This is a genomic window from Streptomyces sp. NPDC039480 (assembly GCF_055597165.1).
Genome location: NZ_JBVITX010000014.1, coordinates 185,049 through 201,074 on the forward strand (window position 1 = coordinate 185,049; position 16,026 = coordinate 201,074).

A 16,026-nucleotide genomic window follows, 5' to 3' on the forward strand; every position below is an offset into this window, starting at 1 on the left:
TTCGGGTCTCTCGGGCCGAGGACCACCGTCACAGGAGATGCGGTCAGGTTCTGTCCTCCATTCCCCGTTTCCGCCGTCGGAGCGTTTCGCACCACCGGACCGCCGCGTGCCAGGAGAGTGCCGTGTGCCACCCGATGCGGTGCCCTTCCTCGGTGGTGAGGGGAAGCACGCAGGGATCCATGTGCGGGCACCGCTCCCCCTTCGGCGGGAAGGCGACTCCTGTCTCTTCCTCCATGGCGGCGAAGAAGCGGCGTCCTTCGGACGACTGCCGCGACGTGGTCCAGGAGTACTCCGTGCCTGCGGTGAGGGCCATGTGGACGGCGTGCCGTCCGAGGCCCTGGCCCTGCCAGTGGGCGGCGACGGCGATGTTGCCGATGTGGCCGAGCCGGCACGGGTGGCAGATCTGATACTCCAGGCCGCCCACTCGGCGGTTGTCGGGGTCCAGCATGGTGACGGCCCGGCGGCCCGCCGGCAGCGTCTCGACGACGTGCTCGAAGTGGATGGCGGGCGGCCGGGCCGGACGACTCACTCGACTCTGCCCTCTCGCCGTGGCTTAGCTATGCGGGGCTTTGCGTGGGCCCTTCTATTCGTCGCTCCGGACCCGTTGGCGAGAGCGGTGGCGTCCTGTGTGAAGGCCCACGTCATCTTCGGCTCCATGGCGAAGCGGAACATCCGCTGTACGGGTGGTGTGCACAGGAGGGTGATCACGGTTCCTGCGACGAGGGTCACCGTGGTCTCACCGAGCGGCCGGTGGACCCAGTCGGCCTCGTACCAGTCCCAGAAGCGGGAGCCCTTGGCGAGGAAGCCGTGCAGGAGGTAGCCGTAGAGCGTGCCGGCGCCGAGGACCGTGAACCACAGCTTGCGTCCCGGCACCCAGGCGAAGAAGCAGGCGACGAGGACCAGTGAGCAGCCGAACAGCGCGAGCGTCATGACGGCGCCGGACCAGCCGGGCGCCGCCAGTTCCTGGGCACTGTCGCGGCGGTAGAACCACGCCGCGTTCATCCGCGGAGCGGCCCAGTAGGCGAAGGCCGTCGCCATGGCGAAGACCGGTACGGCCAGGATCCGGGCCTCGCGCCTGCGCACCAGCTGGAAGTGCGCCGGCTTGAGGAGGAGGCCGAGGACGAAGAAGGGGAGGAACTGCAGGACGCGTTGCAGGTCGAGGTCGTCGCCGATGTCCGGGGAGACGGAGGCGAGCGCGGCGATGGCGAGCGCGAGCGGCAGGGGCCAGCGCACGATCTGCCAGAGCGGGGTCGTGAGCCGCCAGATGAACAGCGCGGCCAGGAACCAGGTGAGGTACCAGGGGTCGAGCAGGCTGATGGGGTAGTCCGGGTCGCCGCCCGCCCACCGCTTGAAGAAGGTGTACGCGACCTCGAAGATCACGTAGGGCACGGCGACTCCGGTGACCAGGCGTTTGATCCGGTGCGGGCTCGCGTCGAAACTGCGGGAGAAGTAGCCGGAGATGACGATGAACGCCGGCATGTGGAAGGTGTAGACGGTGATGTAGAGGGCCGCGGCGGCCCTGCTGTCACCGCGGAGCGGTTCCCACGCGTGTCCCATGGCGACGAGGACGATCGCCAGGTACTTGGCGTTGTCGAAGAACGCGTCACGCTGCTTGGCGGGCTTCGCCGCCCGCCGTGACGCGCTCGGAGCCGTTCGCGCGGCCGAGGCAGGACGAGGTGGCGGCGGGTGCTCGATGGGCCGCAGAGGAGGCAGCGGCATCGCATGACGATGACGGCCCGTCGGCCGTGAGGTCTCACTCAAGGTGCCTCCCCCGGTGACCCCGGGCCTGAGAGATCGCGTCGTGCGTCAGATGCGGGTGTTGCGCCGTCGCAGAACATCTCGGGCACCTTAGCGATACTTCTACAGTCGCGTAAAACCCTCTGGTCATAGCCCTCCCCATGCGGTACAGGCGTCACGAGTACCCAGGAGAACGGGCAAAGGAACAGGGCCGGCCCGACACCCGAGGTGTCGAACCGGCCCTGTATGCCCGAGATGAGCGGGGTCAGCCGTGTGTTCAGTCCGTGCCGAACTCCATCGCGGCGCGGTCCAGGAGCTCGTCGTCGGCGGAGACCCGGCCGCGCGAGGCGATGGCCTCCGCGCCGCCCTCCGGCATCTCCGGCATCGTGCCGATCAGGCCCGTCGCGGCCGCCTGCGCGGCGCCGATGGGCGTGCCCGCGGCGGTGCCGATCAGGCCGAGGCCCGCGTACTGCTCCAGCTTGGCGCGCGAGTCGGCGATGTCGAGGTTGCGCATGGTGAGCTGGCCGATCCGGTCCACCGGGCCGAACGCGGAGTCCTCGGTGCGCTCCATGGAGAGCTTGTCCGGGTGGTAGCTGAACGCCGGTCCCGTGGTGTCGAGGATCGAGTAGTCCTCACCGCGCCGCAGCCGCAGCGTCACCTCACCGGTGACAGCCGCGCCCACCCAGCGCTGCAGCGACTCACGCACCATCAGCGCCTGCGGGTCGAGCCAGCGGCCTTCGTACATCAGCCGGCCGAGGCGCCGTCCCTCGTTGTGGTACTGGGCGAGGGTGTCCTCGTTGTGGATCGCGTTGACGAGGCGTTCGTACGCGGCGTGCAGCAGGGCCATGCCCGGCGCCTCGTAGATGCCGCGGCTCTTGGCCTCGATGATCCGGTTCTCGATCTGGTCCGACATGCCCATGCCGTGGCGGCCGCCGATGGCGTTGGCCTCCATCACCAGGTCGACGGCGGAGGCGAACTCCTTGCCGTTGATCGTCACCGGGCGGCCCTGGTCGAAGCCGATCGTCACGTCCTCGGCGGCGATCTCGACCTCGGGGTCCCAGAACCGCACGCCCATGATGGGCTCCACGGTCTCCACACCGGTGTCCAGGTGCTCCAGCGTCTTGGCCTCGTGGGTGGCGCCCCAGATGTTGGCGTCCGTGGAGTACGCCTTCTCCGTACTGTCGCGGTAGGGCAGCTCGTGGGCGAGCAGCCACTCCGACATCTCCTTGCGGCCGCCGAGCTCGGTCACGAAGTCGGCGTCCAGCCAGGGCTTGTAGATCCGCAGCTGCGGGTTGGCAAGGAGGCCGTAGCGGTAGAACCGCTCGATGTCGTTGCCCTTGAAGGTGGAGCCGTCGCCCCAGATCTGCACGTCGTCCTCGAGCATCGCCCGGACGAGGAGGGTGCCGGTGACGGCGCGGCCGAGCGGCGTGGTGTTGAAGTACGCGCGGCCGCCCGAGCGGATGTGGAATGCGCCGCAGGTGAGCGCGGCAAGGCCCTCTTCCACCAGCGCCGCGCGGCAGTCGACCAGGCGCGCGATCTCCGCGCCGTAGGTCTTGGCGCGGCCGGGCACCGAGGCGATGTCGGGCTCGTCGTACTGCCCGATGTCGGCCGTGTAGGTGCACGGGACGGCGCCCTTGTCGCGCATCCACGCGACCGCGACCGAGGTGTCGAGACCGCCGGAGAAGGCGATGCCGACGCGCTCGCCGGCGGGGAGGGAGGTGAGGACCTTAGACATAGGAAGAGTATGCATCATCGCGCATGGTCATGCAAAGACGTGCATGACCGGCCGCCACCGGAGCGGGTACGCGGGCTGCGGGACGGAAGTCAGGCCGCGCCGTCGAACGGCGTGATACGGCGGTACGCGGCCCGGGCGTACCACACCCGGGCCGTCGCCGTGCCGATGAGAGCGGCGGCCAGCAGGCACGCCACCCAGCCGGGATCCCGGTGCCCGGCCCAGGAGAGCTCGCCGGTGGGGTGGGTGGCGAAGACGTTCAGCAGGGCCCAGCACAGCAGGGCCGTGCCCGGCGCCGCGACGAACCGGCCGAGCATGCCGAGCAGCGCCGCAAGGACGGACAGCGCCGCGAGGGCGAGGCCGGTGCGGTCGAGCGCGCCGAGCAGGTCGAACGTGATCACCAGCACCAGGGAGCCCGAGCAGGCCGTCGTCCAGACGAACGGCGTGCCCATGGGTTCAGGAACGGCTCTTGCGCCCTTGGCGATGTACCGCCACTCCACCACCGTCGATTCCTCCCCACACCGGGCGCCGGGTGCGTTACCGGGCTCCCGGCCTCTCCCCGGCCGGATCCTCGTACGACGCGACCGTCGCACCGCACCGGCAAGGAGCGGGGCGGGGTCACGGTCTGTCGGCCGATTCTCCCACCCCGTCCCGGAAATGCCGAGGTCGGTCTCGGCGACCGACGTCACACGCGGGGCCCCGCCGGGGCCGAGGAGTGTCGAGGAGTCGATATATCAGTACAACTTGTTGACGGCCGTCGCGGTCGTGGTCTTGAAGTCGGCGACCTGGGCGTTCGCGAAGTTGCCCATCTGGCCCCACTGCACGAGCGTCACGGTGTTCCCGTCGCGGCCGACGGAGAACATGTTGATGTCGGAGGCTCCCCACGTGGCGGTGGTGTGGACGCCGTAGACGTGTGCCCCCTCCTCGGCGTTCACCTTGCCGTAGTACTTCTGCTTCGCGGTGATGTCGGGGTACTGCTGCATCACCTTCTTCGCACAGCCGTCGAGGTTCTTGCGCAGGAGGGCGGCGAAGTCCTTGGCCCGCTGTTCGCTGCGCTCGACCACGGTCACCTGCAGCGCGCCGGTGTCGAGGTCCGTGCGGTAGGCGCGGTGCACGGAGATCGACGGCAGCGCCTCGCCGACGCACATCGGCAGCGGGTCCGGCTGTCCCGCCGTCACCGGTCCCGCGGTCCACGCCGACGAGGAGTGCGGCGGCAGTTCGGACGGCGCGAGGAAGCGAGGTGTGCCGGCTGCGGCGGCCGGCACCGTGCCGGCCACGACGCCCGCCGCCGCCAGCGCGGCCCCCATGACGAACATCCCCTTGGTCCCGCGCCTGTTCATCTTCTTCGTCTCCACGGTTTGCCCCATCTCACTTGGTCAGAGTGCCTGTTCGGGCGTTCGATGTCGCCCTTTGGTCCCACGCCACGTACGACCAGCGACCCCACACGCTCGTTGCCCCCGCCGACGTCACAGCTCTGTCCGCCATGTCACCGAACGGCAACAGCCCCCGGCCGCAAGGGAGTCACCCCGCCCGCAGCCACTCCTCCAGCGCGAGGAATTCGGCGTCACCGAGGCCGTACCGCGCATCGACCCGGCACAGCAGAGCCCGCCCGGGGTGATGCGCCGCGACCCAGGCACGGTCCACATCGCCGATCTCGTCGTCGACCCACGCGAAGTCCCGGCCGGCCGCCCACCCCACGAGCGTCGGCGTCTTCCAGTGCAGCCCGCCCCGTCCGTCCGCGTCCGACGGCTCGGGCCAGTCCACCAGCGGCAGCCGGGGCAGGCCGAGCCGCGGCGCCACGTACTCGTTCGCGTCCGTCATCCAGGTCGTCGCCCACACCAGGTCGCACGGCAGCGCCAGCAAACGGGCGCCGAGTCCCGGATCGGCCCTTGCCAGCAGCGGGTTCGCCCCGGCATCCGGTGCCGCGGGACCGGCGGGGTATGTCGGATAGCCGTCCGGCATCTCCCGCGACGTGGCACCGAACGGGATGAGGGGGCCGTCGACGTCGAGGAAGAGGAGGGGGCGCTGTTCCGGGCTGTGCACGCGGGCACGTTACCGGTGGGTCACGGTGTCCTGGAGCGGGGCCCCCGCCGCTCGGCGGTGACCATCGCACGATTCACTCGTTTGACGGAGGTCAGGACGTAACACCGTCAGCCTTCGGAAGGCCCTTCGATCGATGAGCACTTCGCAACGGCGCCGCGTGAAGGGGCCCAAGCCGGTGACCCTCGAGCGCGCCGAGGCCGTCATCGTCGACCAGTACACCCGGCTCGTACGCCTCGCCTATCTCACGCTGCCCAGCGCTCTCAGCCGGCACCGGCGCGTCCTCGCCGCACATGCCCTCGTGCAGCGCGCCCTGCCCGGCTTCCTGCCGCCGCGGGCGCCGTCGCCGGTTCCGCGGCCGAGGACGGGCGACCGCACGCGGGAGACGGCGTGGATGACGGCTCGTGTGCTGGGCGCGGCACTGGCGCGTGAGCGTCGGCCGCGCGGCTGGCCGAAGCGTCTGCCGCCGCCCCGTGCGCTGCGCCCCACGCTGCCGGTCGTCTGGGGCCTGCGGCTGTTCCCCCGCGCCGGTGGCACCGAGGAGATCGCGCTGGCGCAGACCCTCTCCAGGGTGTCCGCGCCCGCCCGTGCCGCGTTCGTGCTCGGCAGTCTGGACGGTCTGGCCCGTGCCGAGGTCGTCGAACTGCTCGCGGCCGCCGACGTGTCCGACCCGGAGGAAGCGCTGCGTGCCGCCTGCCGCGTCGAGGAGGCCGTGGGGGACGCGGCGGGCGCGCTGCTGCGGTCGCAGGAGTTCGACGCCTGTTCCGTCCAGACCCGGCCCACCGATCTGCTGCGCCGCAGGCGCCGGTTCCGGCTCGGCTGGTGCGTCGCGGGGATCGCCGCGCTCAGCTGCGCCGTGCTGACGACGCTCGACTCCGTGCCCCTGCCCGGGGACGGCCCGTCACGGCCCTCGGGCGGCCGCCCCGCGATCAGTGCCGCCGCGCTGCTCCGCACCTCGCCCGACGTGTGGGCGGACACCTCGCGGGTGGACTTCACCGCGTGGCCGGCCCGCGGTTCCCGCGCCGACGACCGCGCCCTGCTCACCCGCGCGCTCTCCGCGTGGACCGAGCCGCCGCGCGGCACCCGTGTCCGCGCCGCCCGGGCCACGACCACCGAACCGCCGCCCAGGACCACCCAGTTGCTGTACGCCGACGTCGTGGGCGGAGAGGCCGTCGTGCTGTTCCACGACGGCCGACGCGTGGTCCGCTACGGCGAGCCGCGCTCCGTGACGGAACCGGCGTCCCTGGACTTCTCCCGCACCGACGACGCCGACGTCACCACGGCGGCGGCGCTCGCCGTCAGCCGTGCCGACGGCAAGGCCCGCTATCTCACCGCTCCGTGGATCACGGAGGCCCAGTCCCGTGATCTGCTGCGGCCCGACGCGGCCGGCCACCCGCTCGACGTGTCCGGCGAGGGTCTCACCGAGGCGGTCGACACCCCGTCGGGCGCGGGGCCGTGCGACAGCCTGCCCGTCATGCAACTGCGGTCCTCCGCCAGGATCGTGGAGAAGCACGCCTTCCTCGTCGCCGACCTGGGCGACCTCGCTCCGGCCCACCTCAGCTACACCCCGCCGCCCGGCACCGGCGCGCCGGCCCGTCAGCCGCGCGAGGCCACCAGCGGTGCGGCGCTGGCGGCCTGGGCGCGGGGCGCGTGCCACCTCTCCGGGCTGCGGGGCGACGGCGTACGGGCCGTCAATCAGTGGGACTTCGCCGAGCAGGAGTTGCCCGAGGACGGCGGTCGCGCCGTGTGGTCCTGCACGCGCGCGTCGACGTGGCGCGGACCGGGCAGCGTACTGCTCGGGTTCCGTACGTCCTCGGAGTCCTCGCCTTCGCGGGTCGTCGGGCGGGCCGGGCCGACCGCCGCGTGCAGCCGGTTCGGCCAGCATGTGGTGGCGAGCGCCCGGTGGACGGCGGGTTCCGGGCACCGGTATCTCCTCGCCGCGGGCAGCCGCGACGTCACCCGGATCTCCGTGACGTCCGTCAGAGACGAGGTCGACGCCGAGAAGCGCGGCCGCTTCCTGGCCGTGCGGGCCCCAGAGGACGCACGGGTGACGGTGCGGGCACGTCTTGCGGACGGCGGGGAGCTGGCCGAGGTGGGGGCCGACGCGTCCCGTGGGCATGGTCCGGGGCAGGCCAGCGCGGGTGGCGGGCGTCGATGACGTAGTGGTGCGCGTGCCGCCAGCCGTGCGGTCCGGCGTGGGCGTCGGCGAGGTGGGGGTCGTCGGCGGGCAGGGTGGTGTGGAGGTGCGCGAGGCGGGCCGGGTCCCGGGCCGGCCACAGCAGCGCGGCCGAGGTCGCGGCGGCGAGCGCGACGCCGGAGAGCACCGCGGCGGCCGTCGTCATTCCGGCGGCGGAGGCCAGCCAGCCGGCCAGGGGGTAGGTGAGCAACCAGCAGCTGTGGGTGAGGGCGAACCGGGCGGCGAACGCGGCCGGCAGGTCGGCGGGCGCGGCGGAACGGCGGACCAGCCGGCCGGCCGAGGTCAGGACCATGGAGGAGCCCGCGCCGAGCAGCGCCCAGGCGGCCAGGAGTCCCGGCCAGGACCACGTTCCGTGCGCGAGGCCGATGGTGGACGACGCGAGGGCCGTGCCGAGCACGAAGCCGCCGGGCAGCATCACCGGGCGGTCACCGAAGCGCTCCACGGCACGCGGCACGAGCAGGGCGGCCACCATGGAACCGGCGCCGAACGCGCCCACGGCCAGCGACACATCGCCCGCCCCGCGGTGCAGGTGATCCCGTACGAGCACCACGGTGTTGACGACGACCATGGAGCCACCGGCGGCCGCGGCGAGATCGAGCGCCAGCAGCGCGCGCAGCCGGGGTGTGGCCCAGTGCAGACGCGCGCCGAACGTCGCCTTGGCGCGGACGCCGCCGCCGCGCTCGACCGGGAGCGGTGTGGGCAGGACGACCGACATGACCAGCGCGGCGGAGGCGAGAAAGCCGAGGGCGGTGCCCGCGAACAGCCAGTCGTAGCTGATCAGCGCGAGCAGCCCGGCCGCGAGCACCGGGCTGAGCAGGCTCTCCAGTTCGTAGGCGAGCCGGGCGAGGGACAGGGCGCGGAGGTAGTCGCGCTCGGCCGGCAGGATCTCGGGGAGGGTGGCCTGGAAGGTGGGCGTGAAGGCAGCCGACGCGGCCTGCAGCAGGAAGATCAGGACGTACACCTGACCCACGTGGCCGACGAACGGCAGGGCGAGCGCGATGCCGGCCCGGATGCCGTCCTCGCGACCAACAGGGCCCGGCGGGGCAGGCGTTCGGCGAGGGCGCCGATCACCGGAGCGAGACCCACGTAGGCGACCATCTTGATGGCCAGCGCGGTGCCGAGGACCGCGGAGGCTGCCGCGCCCGCGAGGTCGTACGCCAGCAGGCTCAGGGCGACGGTCGCCAGACCCGTGCCCGCCAGGGCCGTGACCTGAGCGGTGAACAGGCGGCGGTACGTGCGGTTCTGGAGCACTGAGCGCATGGGGGTGTCCCCTGGGTCGGTGGCCCGGACCCCTCACGGTAGACGACGTGTGCGCACCTGCGCACGCGTCGTACAGAATCGCGCGTTGATCGTACGCAAACACGCTGATCGCTACGGAAATACGCCGATCAGGGGTGCCAGGGCGCCCCGGTGACCTGGTGGTCCGCGTGGTTCAGCGCCTCGGTGACCAGGCGGCGCAGGTGGCCGTCGCGCAGCGAATAGACCATGCGGCGGCCGTCCTTGCGGGCCTGGACGAGGCCGGCGAGCCGCAACTTAGCCAGATGCTGGCTGACGGCGGGCCGCGCCGCCTCACTCACGGTGGCCAGTTCGGTCACGTCCGCCTCTCCCCCGGCCAGCAGCCACAGCAGGTGCAGTCGGGTCGGGTCGGCGAGCAGCGCGAACACGGTCGTGGCGGTCTCCAACTGCTCTTTGCCCGGACTCCGTTGGTGCCCATGGTGTGCAGGTGAGGATGGGGCGCGCTCCGGCATGGCCTCATCGTAGGCGGGATTCGGATGTGGTAGTTCTGGCATCGATGCGGTCGTAGCTGCGCGCCGAGCCCCACAGTGCAGTCGCTCGCCTCATCGAGCGGGCTGCCCCCGGCGTGCGAGGTCGGCCGGGTGCTCACCGGTCGCGTGATGGCGCGTCCGATCAGTCCCGCGTGGTCAGCCGGTCGAGTTCCTCGGTGATCGCCGTCCGCAGCAGGTCCACCCGGCCGTACCGGTCGTGCAGGTCGTTCCCGTCGTGCGCGGACGTCAGCGCGTACCGTTCGTCGTGCCAGTGCTCACGGGGGTAGAGCCAGACCGGCATCCGCACCAGGTCGGCCGGTTCCCACGCGAAGCGCGGCCACACGTGCGCGTGGAGAAAGCCGTCGGTGTTGCCGAGGATCTCCAGGTTCACCCTCCGGAACTCCGGGTCGAGGCGTCGGCACGCCCGCTCGACGGCTTCTCCGAGCGCGTCCATGTCGGAGAGAAACGCCAGCCGTTGCACCTTCGGGAGGTCGGAGAGCCGCTCCACGCGCGGGTCGTCGGCCAGGAGCACCGAGTACCCCGGCAGGAACTGAACGTCCCCGAACGCCGCGAACCCCGCCGTCAACCGCCGCATCACGGTGGGGTTTTCGCCACGCAGGGCACTTCCGATGCGGTCCGTACGCCAGTCATCCGTCATGACGGCAACCTATGCGATCGCGGCATCCCACCAACTGCCCCGGTCAGCGGTGGTGCGCGATCAGGAGGCGTGCCATCGACTGGGCCCGCAGCGCCGCGTCGGTGTCTCCTTCGGCCGCCGAAATGATCGCGCCCTTCATCAGGATGTGCCACGACCGGGCGAACGAGTCGGCGTCGCGCAGCTCGGCTTCCTCTGCCATACCGCGTACGAAAGAGCGGATGTTCTGCAGGTACTTGATGCAGGCCAGGCCCAGCGGATGCTCCCAGCCCATCTCCAGCAGGACGTTGATGAACGTACAGGCATCGAACTCGTCGCTGCGGAACCACTCGTCGAACACGTCGAAGATGGCGAGCAACTGTTCCTCGGGGGTGCCGCCCCTGCTGCGGGCACCCGCCGCGACGAGGCCGAGCGTCCACTGCCGCTCCCGGCAGGCGAGGAAGGCGAGCACGAGATCGTTCTTCGAGGGGAAGTGCCGGTAGAGAGTCGCCTTGGCGACTCCGGACCGCGCGATGACCTCCTCGACGCCGACATCGCGAATACCGCGTCGCGAAAAGAGCTCGTACGCGGTCCTCAATATCCGTTCACGAGGCGTCAGTTGGCCCGTCTCCGTCGGCGATTCGCTGTCCATCACCGTCCAGAATAGCCCTGGACAGAGCCGCCGCCCGCTGCCATGGTCTAGGCAAGACGCCACGAGACAGACTGGTCTTTCTGCCCCTTCCGATCCGTGGCATTCCGGCCCGACCACCACCGCAGGTCCCGGTGTACGCACCGACCGGCAGGACAGCCGAAACGCGGGAGCAACCGGCACCTGCCCCCACCGGGACCCCGACCGACGGGTGGGGGCGCGGGTTCCCTGGCGCGCCCCTCCCACCAGGTGAATCGCCCCCCATCCGTCGGCTGGGACGCTCCCGGCCGGTTCCGGCGTCCTGAAACCGGTGTGAAACCGCGCTGAACGCGGTGTGCCGCAGCCTCTGTCGCATGAGTCCTACGACGAGAACGGCCGCTTCATCCACCAAGACACGTACCGCTTCGCGCGAGCTCGCCATCGCGGCGTACGGGTTGCGCAAGGCGTACGGGGACAAGACCGTCCTCGACGGCATCGACCTGACCGTGCCGACCGGCAGCGTCTTCTCCCTGCTCGGCCCCAACGGCGCCGGCAAGACCACCGCCGTCAAGATCCTGTCCACCCTCATCACCGCCGACAGCGGCCAGGTCCACATCGCTGGACACGACATCGCCGCCGAGCCGCAGGCCGTCCGCGCCGCCATCGGCGTCACCGGGCAGTTCTCCGCCGTCGACGGGCTCATCACCGGCGAGGAGAACATGCTCCTCATGGCCGACCTGCACCACCTCCCCAAGCAGCAAGGACGCCAGATTGCCGCCGAACTGCTGGAGCGCTTCGATCTCACCGAAGCCGCCCGCAAGCCCGCCGCCAGCTACTCCGGCGGCATGAAGCGCCGCCTCGACATCGCCATGACCCTGGTCGGCAGCCCGCGCATCATCTTCCTCGACGAACCCACCACCGGCCTCGACCCCCGATCCCGCCACACCATGTGGCAGATCATCCGGGGTCTCGTCGCCGACGGCGTCACCGTCTTCCTCACCACCCAGTACCTGGAAGAAGCCGACCAACTCGCCGACCGCATCGCCGTCCTGAACAACGGCACCCTCGCCGCCCAAGGCAGCGCCGAGGAACTCAAGCGGCTCGTCCCCGGCGGACACGTCCGGCTGCGCTTCAGCGACCCCGCCGCCCACCGAGCCGCCGCCCACACCCTGCACGACGCAACCCGCGACGACGAAGCACTCGCACTCCACCTGCCCAGCGACAGCAGTCAACGCGCCCTGCGCACCCTCCTCGACCGCCTCGACACCGCCGGCATCGAAGCCGACCACCTCACCGTCCACACCCCCGACCTCGACGACGTCTTCTTCGCCCTCACCGGCAACCCCGCACTCGCCGACCAGAACCCGGAGGGCACACGATGACTTCCCTCTCCCTCGCCGTGCGCGACTCGTCCACGATGCTGCGCCGCAACCTCCTGCACACCCGCCGCTACCCCTCCCTCACCCTCAACGTCCTGCTGACGCCCATCGTCCTGCTCCTCCTCTTCGTCTACGTCTTCGGGGACGTGATGAGCGCCGGCATCGGGGGCGGCGGCGCCGATCGCTCCGACTACATCGCCTACCTCGTCCCCGGCATCCTGCTGATGACCATCGGTGCCACTCCGGCAGGTACCGCGGTGTCCGTGTCGATGGACATGACCGAGGGCATCACCGCCCGTTTCCGCACGATGGCGATCCACCGGGGCTCCGTGCTCATCGGGCACGTCGTCGGCAGTGTGCTCCAGACGATCCTCAGCGTGGCCCTCGTCGGCGCGGTCGCCGTGGCCATCGGCTTCCGGTCCACGGACGCCACCGTCGTGGAGTGGCTGGCGGCTTTCGGGCTGATGACGCTGGTGGCCCTGGCGTTCACCTGGATCGCGGTCGGGATGGGCATGGCCAGCCCCCACCCCGAGGCGGCCAGCAACAACGCGATGCCGCTGATGATCCTCCCGCTCATCTCCAGCGCTTTCGTGCCGGTCGACGCGATGCCCGGCTGGTTCCGGCCGATCGCCGAGTACCAGCCCTTCACCCCCGCCATCGAAACCCTGCGCGGCCTGCTGCTCGGCACCGAGATCGGCCACCACGGATGGTTCACCGTCGCCTGGTGCCTCGGCCTGTCCGGACTCGGCTACCTCTGGTCCACGTCGTTGTTCAACCGGGACCTGAAGTAGCCGGCACCAGCGCGCGGGCCGCCGCCCGCAGCTCGTCCCGCCCCAGGGCGGCGTACTCCGACACCGCGTCGGTGTACGCCGCCCTGTCGGCGTTCTCGGCCGCCTGCCGGGCGCGGGTCTCCGACATCGTCGGCTGGAACTCGCGCAGCACCCGCAGTCTTTCGGCCATCGCGATCAGCCGTACGGCAGCGGCGTCGCCGGACGCGATACCCGCCATGCCGAGGGCATGCAGCACCGTTCCGATCACGGGGAGCTCCATGGGCGAGCCGGCCGGGCCGCCGAGCAGCGTCCGCAGCAGCCGTCGCAGTCTGCCGACCGGTTCCGCGACCGGTTCGAGGCGGCCGGCGTGGGCGTGCGCCGTCACCGCCGCCGACTGGATCGCCAGGGCCCACGGGTCGGCCCACGGGTCGCCGTCTCCCATCGGGCGGGCCTCCGGCAGCCGCTCCACGGCCCGCCGCCACAGGCTCAGCCCGGTCTCCGTGTGTCCGCGGGCGAGTGCGATCTCGGCGCGTCCGCCCAGGTCGGGGCTGTAGAAGGCGTCCTGCCGCGGCGTGCGGTCGCCCTCGGCCTGCCGCAGCCAGTACTCGGCCTCTTCGGGGTCGCCGCGCTGCAGACAGGCGAGGACGAGGGCGGAGCGGATGCCGATGTAGTCGTTCGCGTCACCGAGCCGCGGCAGCATCGCGAGCGCGCCCTTGAGATACCCGTACGCGGCGTCGCCCCGCCCTGTCTTCAGGCACAGCTCGCTCAGCCGCGAGTGGCACAGGAGCTGCAGGGACGGGTTGTCGATCTGCTCCAGTGCGGTGTTCATCCGTCGAGCCGATGACAGCGCGCGGTCGATGTCGTGCTCGTACTCCCAGATGTACGTGGCGACGCACTCGGCGACGGCGGCGACGAGCGGCTGTTCGCTGTCGCAGAGCCGGCGCAGCACTGCGTGGTGCGGAGGGAACATGTCGGGGATCGCGCTCAGCACGAGGGCGGTGGCGCGCAGCAGGGTGTCGGGCGGGGCCGGGGGCAGCCGCCGCAGGGTGACGAGCTGCCGTCCGACATGCGCGCCGTGACCCGTGAACAGGCTGGGTGTGCACAACACGGCGGCGGCGCGGGCGACTTCGACGTACTCCGGCTCGGGGTGGTAGTGCGACAGCGGTGGGCCGGTCTCGACGGCCAGTGCGGTGAGGCGGGGGAAGTTGGAGTCGGTCGACCACAGGGCGGCGAGGACGGCGGTGACGGCGGCGGTGGTCGGGCCGTCCGTGCGGGACAGGGCATGCCGCAGCGCGGCCACGAGGTTGTCCTGCTCGGCCTTGACGAGCTCCCTGGCCGCCAGGGGTGCGGGTCCGGCGAGCACGTCGTGGTGCGCGACTCCGAAGTCCCGCGCCCAGGCGAGGAGCCGTCCGACGGCCGCTTCTTCCCCGCCCGCCTCCGCGCGCCGGGCCGCGCTGAACTCCCGTACGGTCTCCAGCATGCGGAACCGTACGCCGGTCGGGGTGTCGGCGACGGTGAGCAGCGACTGGTCGGTCAGCTGCTCCAGCAGGGACAGCGCGTCGTCGCCGAGGACGTGCTCCGCCGCTTCGCCGGAGAAGCCGCCGGGGAAGACGGACAGCGTGCGCAGCGCCGCTCTGGCCGGCTCCGTGAGGAGGTGCCAGCTCCACTCCACGACCGCGTGCAGTGTGCGGTGGCGCTCTGGCACGTCCCGCGCGGCGCCGCGGAGGAGCGCGAACCGGTCGCCGAGGCGGCGGGCGATCTGGGGCACGGAGAGGACGCGTACGCGCGCGGCGGCCAGCTCCACGGCGAGCGGCAGCCCGTCGAGGTGGCGGCAGACCGCGGTGACCTCGTCCATCGGCAGGTCCACGCCGGGCCGGGCGGCGCGGGCGCGTTGGGTGAACAGCTCGACGCAGGTGTCGAGGCCGAGCTCCGGCAGGGTGTAGAGCGCCTCCGACGTGAGGTCGAGCGGGGACCTGCTGGTGGCGAGCACCCGCAGGTTCCCAACTGTCGAGAGCAGGGTTCGTACGAGGTGGGCGGCGCCCCGCACGACGTGTTCGCAGTTGTCGAGGACCAGCAGCGCGGGCTCCGTGCCGAGTACGGCGCGGATGCCGGCGACCGGGTCGGTCGTGGCGTGGCCGCCGATGGCTCCGTACCGGCCCTCTCCCGCGCCGAGCGCGGCGGCGACCTCCGCGGTCACGTCCTCGTCCGCGGTGACGCCGGCCAGCGGCACGACCCGCACCACTCGCTGTTCGGCCCGGCGGCCGACGGCGTGGGCGAGCCGGGTCTTGCCGAGGCCGCCGGGGCCGATGACGGTGACGGCGCGGGAGTGGCGGAGCAGCCGACGGACGGCCGCGATGTCCTCGTCGCGGCCGAGGAGCTGGTTCGGCTCGTGCGGCACGCTGTGCCGGTCCGCGGGCGTCTCGCCGTGGAGGAGTTCCCGCTGTACGGCCTTGAGCCGGGCGCCCGGGTCCGTGCCGAGTGCGTCGCGCAGCTCACGGCGGTACGTCTCGTACCGCGTCAGCGCGGCGGCCGGGCCCGCCGTCGTGGCCTCGGCGCGCAGCAGCTCGGCGAGCACCTCCTCGTCGCGCGGCTGCGCGGCGGCGGCCACGGCCAGCGGTTCGGCCGCCTCCGCGTGCCGTCCGAGGCGGGCGAGCGCGAGGGCCCGTGCGCGTACGAGCGTGGCGCGCGTGGGGGCGCGTTCGGCGCGCAACGCGGCGACGGGGTCGTCCGTGCCGTCGGCCTCCTCCGGGGTGCCCTCCCACAGTGCGAGCCCGGCCTCGGCCGCCGCGAGCGATCCCGCGTGGTCCCCGGCCCTGGCCCGCTCCGTGCTCGCGGCGGCGTGCAGCAGCAGGGCGGAGGTGTCGACCCGGTCCTCGGCGAGGCCGAGCCGGTATCCGGTCGGCGTGCTCACGACGACATCGGCGCCCAGCTGTGCCCGCGCCCTGGACACGAGAACCTGCAGCGCCTTTCCCGGCCGCTCGGGCAGCGCGTCCGGCCAGAGTCCCGCCACGAGCCGCTCGACGCCGCAGCCCGTGCGCGGTTCGGCCGCGAGCAGCGCGAGGAGGGCGCGGAGCCGGGGTGCGGTGACCTCCCGGCCGCGGTGGGCGACACGCGGCAGCAGGGTGAGGTCGATGGTCACCCCG

The 16,026-nt window shown here is 72.0% G+C and carries 14 protein-coding genes and 1 pseudogene; 3 read left to right on the plus strand and 12 right to left on the minus strand.

Annotated features, from left to right (window positions below):
- Positions 1 to 43: 43 nt before the first annotated feature.
- The 6 genes from ACZ56E_RS35120 to ACZ56E_RS35145 all read right to left on the minus strand — a co-directional run bounded on the left by ACZ56E_RS35120 (position 44) and on the right by ACZ56E_RS35145 (position 5,431).
- Positions 44 to 529, minus strand: coding sequence for a GNAT family N-acetyltransferase (locus ACZ56E_RS35120; RefSeq protein ID WP_471220574.1), 486 nt, complete (start codon positions 527 to 529; stop codon positions 44 to 46).
- The gene (locus tag ACZ56E_RS35125; RefSeq protein WP_471220576.1) at positions 526 to 1,719 is read right to left on the minus strand and encodes an acyltransferase family protein; all 1,194 of its coding nucleotides are present in this window, start codon (positions 1,717 to 1,719) and stop codon (positions 526 to 528) included. The genes ACZ56E_RS35120 and ACZ56E_RS35125 overlap by 4 nt, the downstream gene beginning before the upstream one ends.
- A 295-nt stretch (positions 1,720 to 2,014) precedes the next feature.
- Positions 2,015 to 3,472, minus strand: a complete 1,458-nt coding sequence (gene argG / locus ACZ56E_RS35130) for an argininosuccinate synthase (protein ID WP_468336889.1) — start codon at positions 3,470 to 3,472, stop codon at positions 2,015 to 2,017.
- A gap of 89 nt (positions 3,473 to 3,561) precedes the next feature.
- Positions 3,562 to 3,921 carry a hypothetical protein gene (locus ACZ56E_RS35135; protein ID WP_468611808.1) on the minus strand — a complete coding sequence of 120 codons (360 nt, stop codon included), beginning with the start codon at positions 3,919 to 3,921 and terminating at the stop codon, positions 3,562 to 3,564.
- 282 nt (positions 3,922 to 4,203) lie between these two features.
- Positions 4,204 to 4,809 carry a hypothetical protein gene (locus ACZ56E_RS35140; protein ID WP_468611806.1) on the minus strand — a complete coding sequence of 202 codons (606 nt, stop codon included), beginning with the start codon at positions 4,807 to 4,809 and terminating at the stop codon, positions 4,204 to 4,206.
- A gap of 181 nt (positions 4,810 to 4,990) precedes the next feature.
- Positions 4,991 to 5,431, minus strand: a complete 441-nt coding sequence (locus ACZ56E_RS35145; RefSeq protein WP_471220685.1) for an HAD domain-containing protein — start codon at positions 5,429 to 5,431, stop codon at positions 4,991 to 4,993.
- A 214-nt stretch (positions 5,432 to 5,645) separates the two neighbouring features.
- Between ACZ56E_RS35145 and ACZ56E_RS35150 the strand changes: the two genes are divergently transcribed.
- Positions 5,646 to 7,667 carry a hypothetical protein gene (locus ACZ56E_RS35150; RefSeq protein WP_471220580.1) on the plus strand — a complete coding sequence of 674 codons (2,022 nt, stop codon included), beginning with the start codon at positions 5,646 to 5,648 and terminating at the stop codon, positions 7,665 to 7,667.
- Positions 7,668 to 7,815: 148 nt separating this feature from the next.
- Here ACZ56E_RS35150 and ACZ56E_RS35155 read toward each other — a convergent pair.
- The 5 genes and pseudogenes from ACZ56E_RS35155 to ACZ56E_RS35175 all read right to left on the minus strand — a co-directional run.
- Positions 7,816 to 8,421 (minus strand): annotated as a pseudogene (locus ACZ56E_RS35155) (MFS transporter); the annotation flags it as partial.
- Between the two features lie 233 nt (positions 8,422 to 8,654).
- The gene (locus tag ACZ56E_RS35160) at positions 8,655 to 8,966 is read right to left on the minus strand and encodes a hypothetical protein (RefSeq protein ID WP_471220582.1); all 312 of its coding nucleotides are present in this window, start codon (positions 8,964 to 8,966) and stop codon (positions 8,655 to 8,657) included.
- A 128-nt stretch (positions 8,967 to 9,094) separates the two neighbouring features.
- Positions 9,095 to 9,454, minus strand: coding sequence for an ArsR/SmtB family transcription factor (locus ACZ56E_RS35165; protein WP_471220584.1), 360 nt, complete (start codon positions 9,452 to 9,454; stop codon positions 9,095 to 9,097).
- A 160-nt stretch (positions 9,455 to 9,614) separates the two neighbouring features.
- Positions 9,615 to 10,130 carry a diadenosine tetraphosphate hydrolase gene (locus tag ACZ56E_RS35170; protein WP_471220586.1) on the minus strand — a complete coding sequence of 172 codons (516 nt, stop codon included), beginning with the start codon at positions 10,128 to 10,130 and terminating at the stop codon, positions 9,615 to 9,617.
- Between the two features lie 43 nt (positions 10,131 to 10,173).
- Positions 10,174 to 10,758, minus strand: a complete 585-nt coding sequence (locus ACZ56E_RS35175) for a TetR/AcrR family transcriptional regulator (RefSeq protein WP_471220588.1) — start codon at positions 10,756 to 10,758, stop codon at positions 10,174 to 10,176.
- A gap of 350 nt (positions 10,759 to 11,108) precedes the next feature.
- Between ACZ56E_RS35175 and ACZ56E_RS35180 the strand changes: the two genes are divergently transcribed.
- Positions 11,109 to 12,116 carry an ATP-binding cassette domain-containing protein gene (locus ACZ56E_RS35180; protein ID WP_471220590.1) on the plus strand — a complete coding sequence of 336 codons (1,008 nt, stop codon included), beginning with the start codon at positions 11,109 to 11,111 and terminating at the stop codon, positions 12,114 to 12,116.
- Entirely contained in the window at positions 12,113 to 12,904 is a 792-nt protein-coding gene (locus ACZ56E_RS35185) for an ABC transporter permease (RefSeq protein ID WP_471220592.1), read from the plus strand. Before ACZ56E_RS35180 ends, ACZ56E_RS35185 begins: the two co-directional genes overlap by 4 nt.
- Here ACZ56E_RS35185 and ACZ56E_RS35190 read toward each other — a convergent pair.
- Complete coding sequence (locus ACZ56E_RS35190; RefSeq protein ID WP_471220594.1) at positions 12,885 to 16,022, minus strand: ATP-binding protein; 3,138 nt, start codon at positions 16,020 to 16,022, stop codon at positions 12,885 to 12,887. The genes ACZ56E_RS35185 and ACZ56E_RS35190 overlap by 20 nt on opposite strands.
- Positions 16,023 to 16,026: the final 4 nt, after the last annotated feature.

Excerpts from the sequence above, each read along its gene's own strand:
- ACZ56E_RS35125 (WP_471220576.1), bottom strand. The coding sequence starts at position 1,719 with ATGCCGCTGCCTCCTCTGCGGCCCATCGAGCACCCGCCGCCACCTCGT.
- argG (WP_468336889.1), bottom strand. The coding sequence starts at position 3,472 with ATGTCTAAGGTCCTCACCTCCCTCCCCGCCGGCGAGCGCGTCGGCATC.
- ACZ56E_RS35135 (WP_468611808.1), bottom strand. The coding sequence starts at position 3,921 with ATGGGCACGCCGTTCGTCTGGACGACGGCCTGCTCGGGCTCCCTGGTG.
- ACZ56E_RS35140 (WP_468611806.1), bottom strand. The coding sequence starts at position 4,809 with ATGAACAGGCGCGGGACCAAGGGGATGTTCGTCATGGGGGCCGCGCTG.
- ACZ56E_RS35145 (WP_471220685.1), bottom strand. The coding sequence starts at position 5,431 with ATGCCGGACGGCTATCCGACATACCCCGCCGGTCCCGCGGCACCGGAT.
- ACZ56E_RS35150 (WP_471220580.1), top strand. The coding sequence starts at position 5,646 with ATGAGCACTTCGCAACGGCGCCGCGTGAAGGGGCCCAAGCCGGTGACC.
- ACZ56E_RS35160 (WP_471220582.1), bottom strand. The coding sequence starts at position 8,966 with ATGCGCTCAGTGCTCCAGAACCGCACGTACCGCCGCCTGTTCACCGCT.
- ACZ56E_RS35165 (WP_471220584.1), bottom strand. The coding sequence starts at position 9,454 with ATGCCGGAGCGCGCCCCATCCTCACCTGCACACCATGGGCACCAACGG.
- ACZ56E_RS35170 (WP_471220586.1), bottom strand. The coding sequence starts at position 10,130 with ATGACGGATGACTGGCGTACGGACCGCATCGGAAGTGCCCTGCGTGGC.
- ACZ56E_RS35175 (WP_471220588.1), bottom strand. The coding sequence starts at position 10,758 with ATGGACAGCGAATCGCCGACGGAGACGGGCCAACTGACGCCTCGTGAA.
- ACZ56E_RS35180 (WP_471220590.1), top strand. The coding sequence starts at position 11,109 with ATGAGTCCTACGACGAGAACGGCCGCTTCATCCACCAAGACACGTACC.
- ACZ56E_RS35185 (WP_471220592.1), top strand. The coding sequence starts at position 12,113 with ATGACTTCCCTCTCCCTCGCCGTGCGCGACTCGTCCACGATGCTGCGC.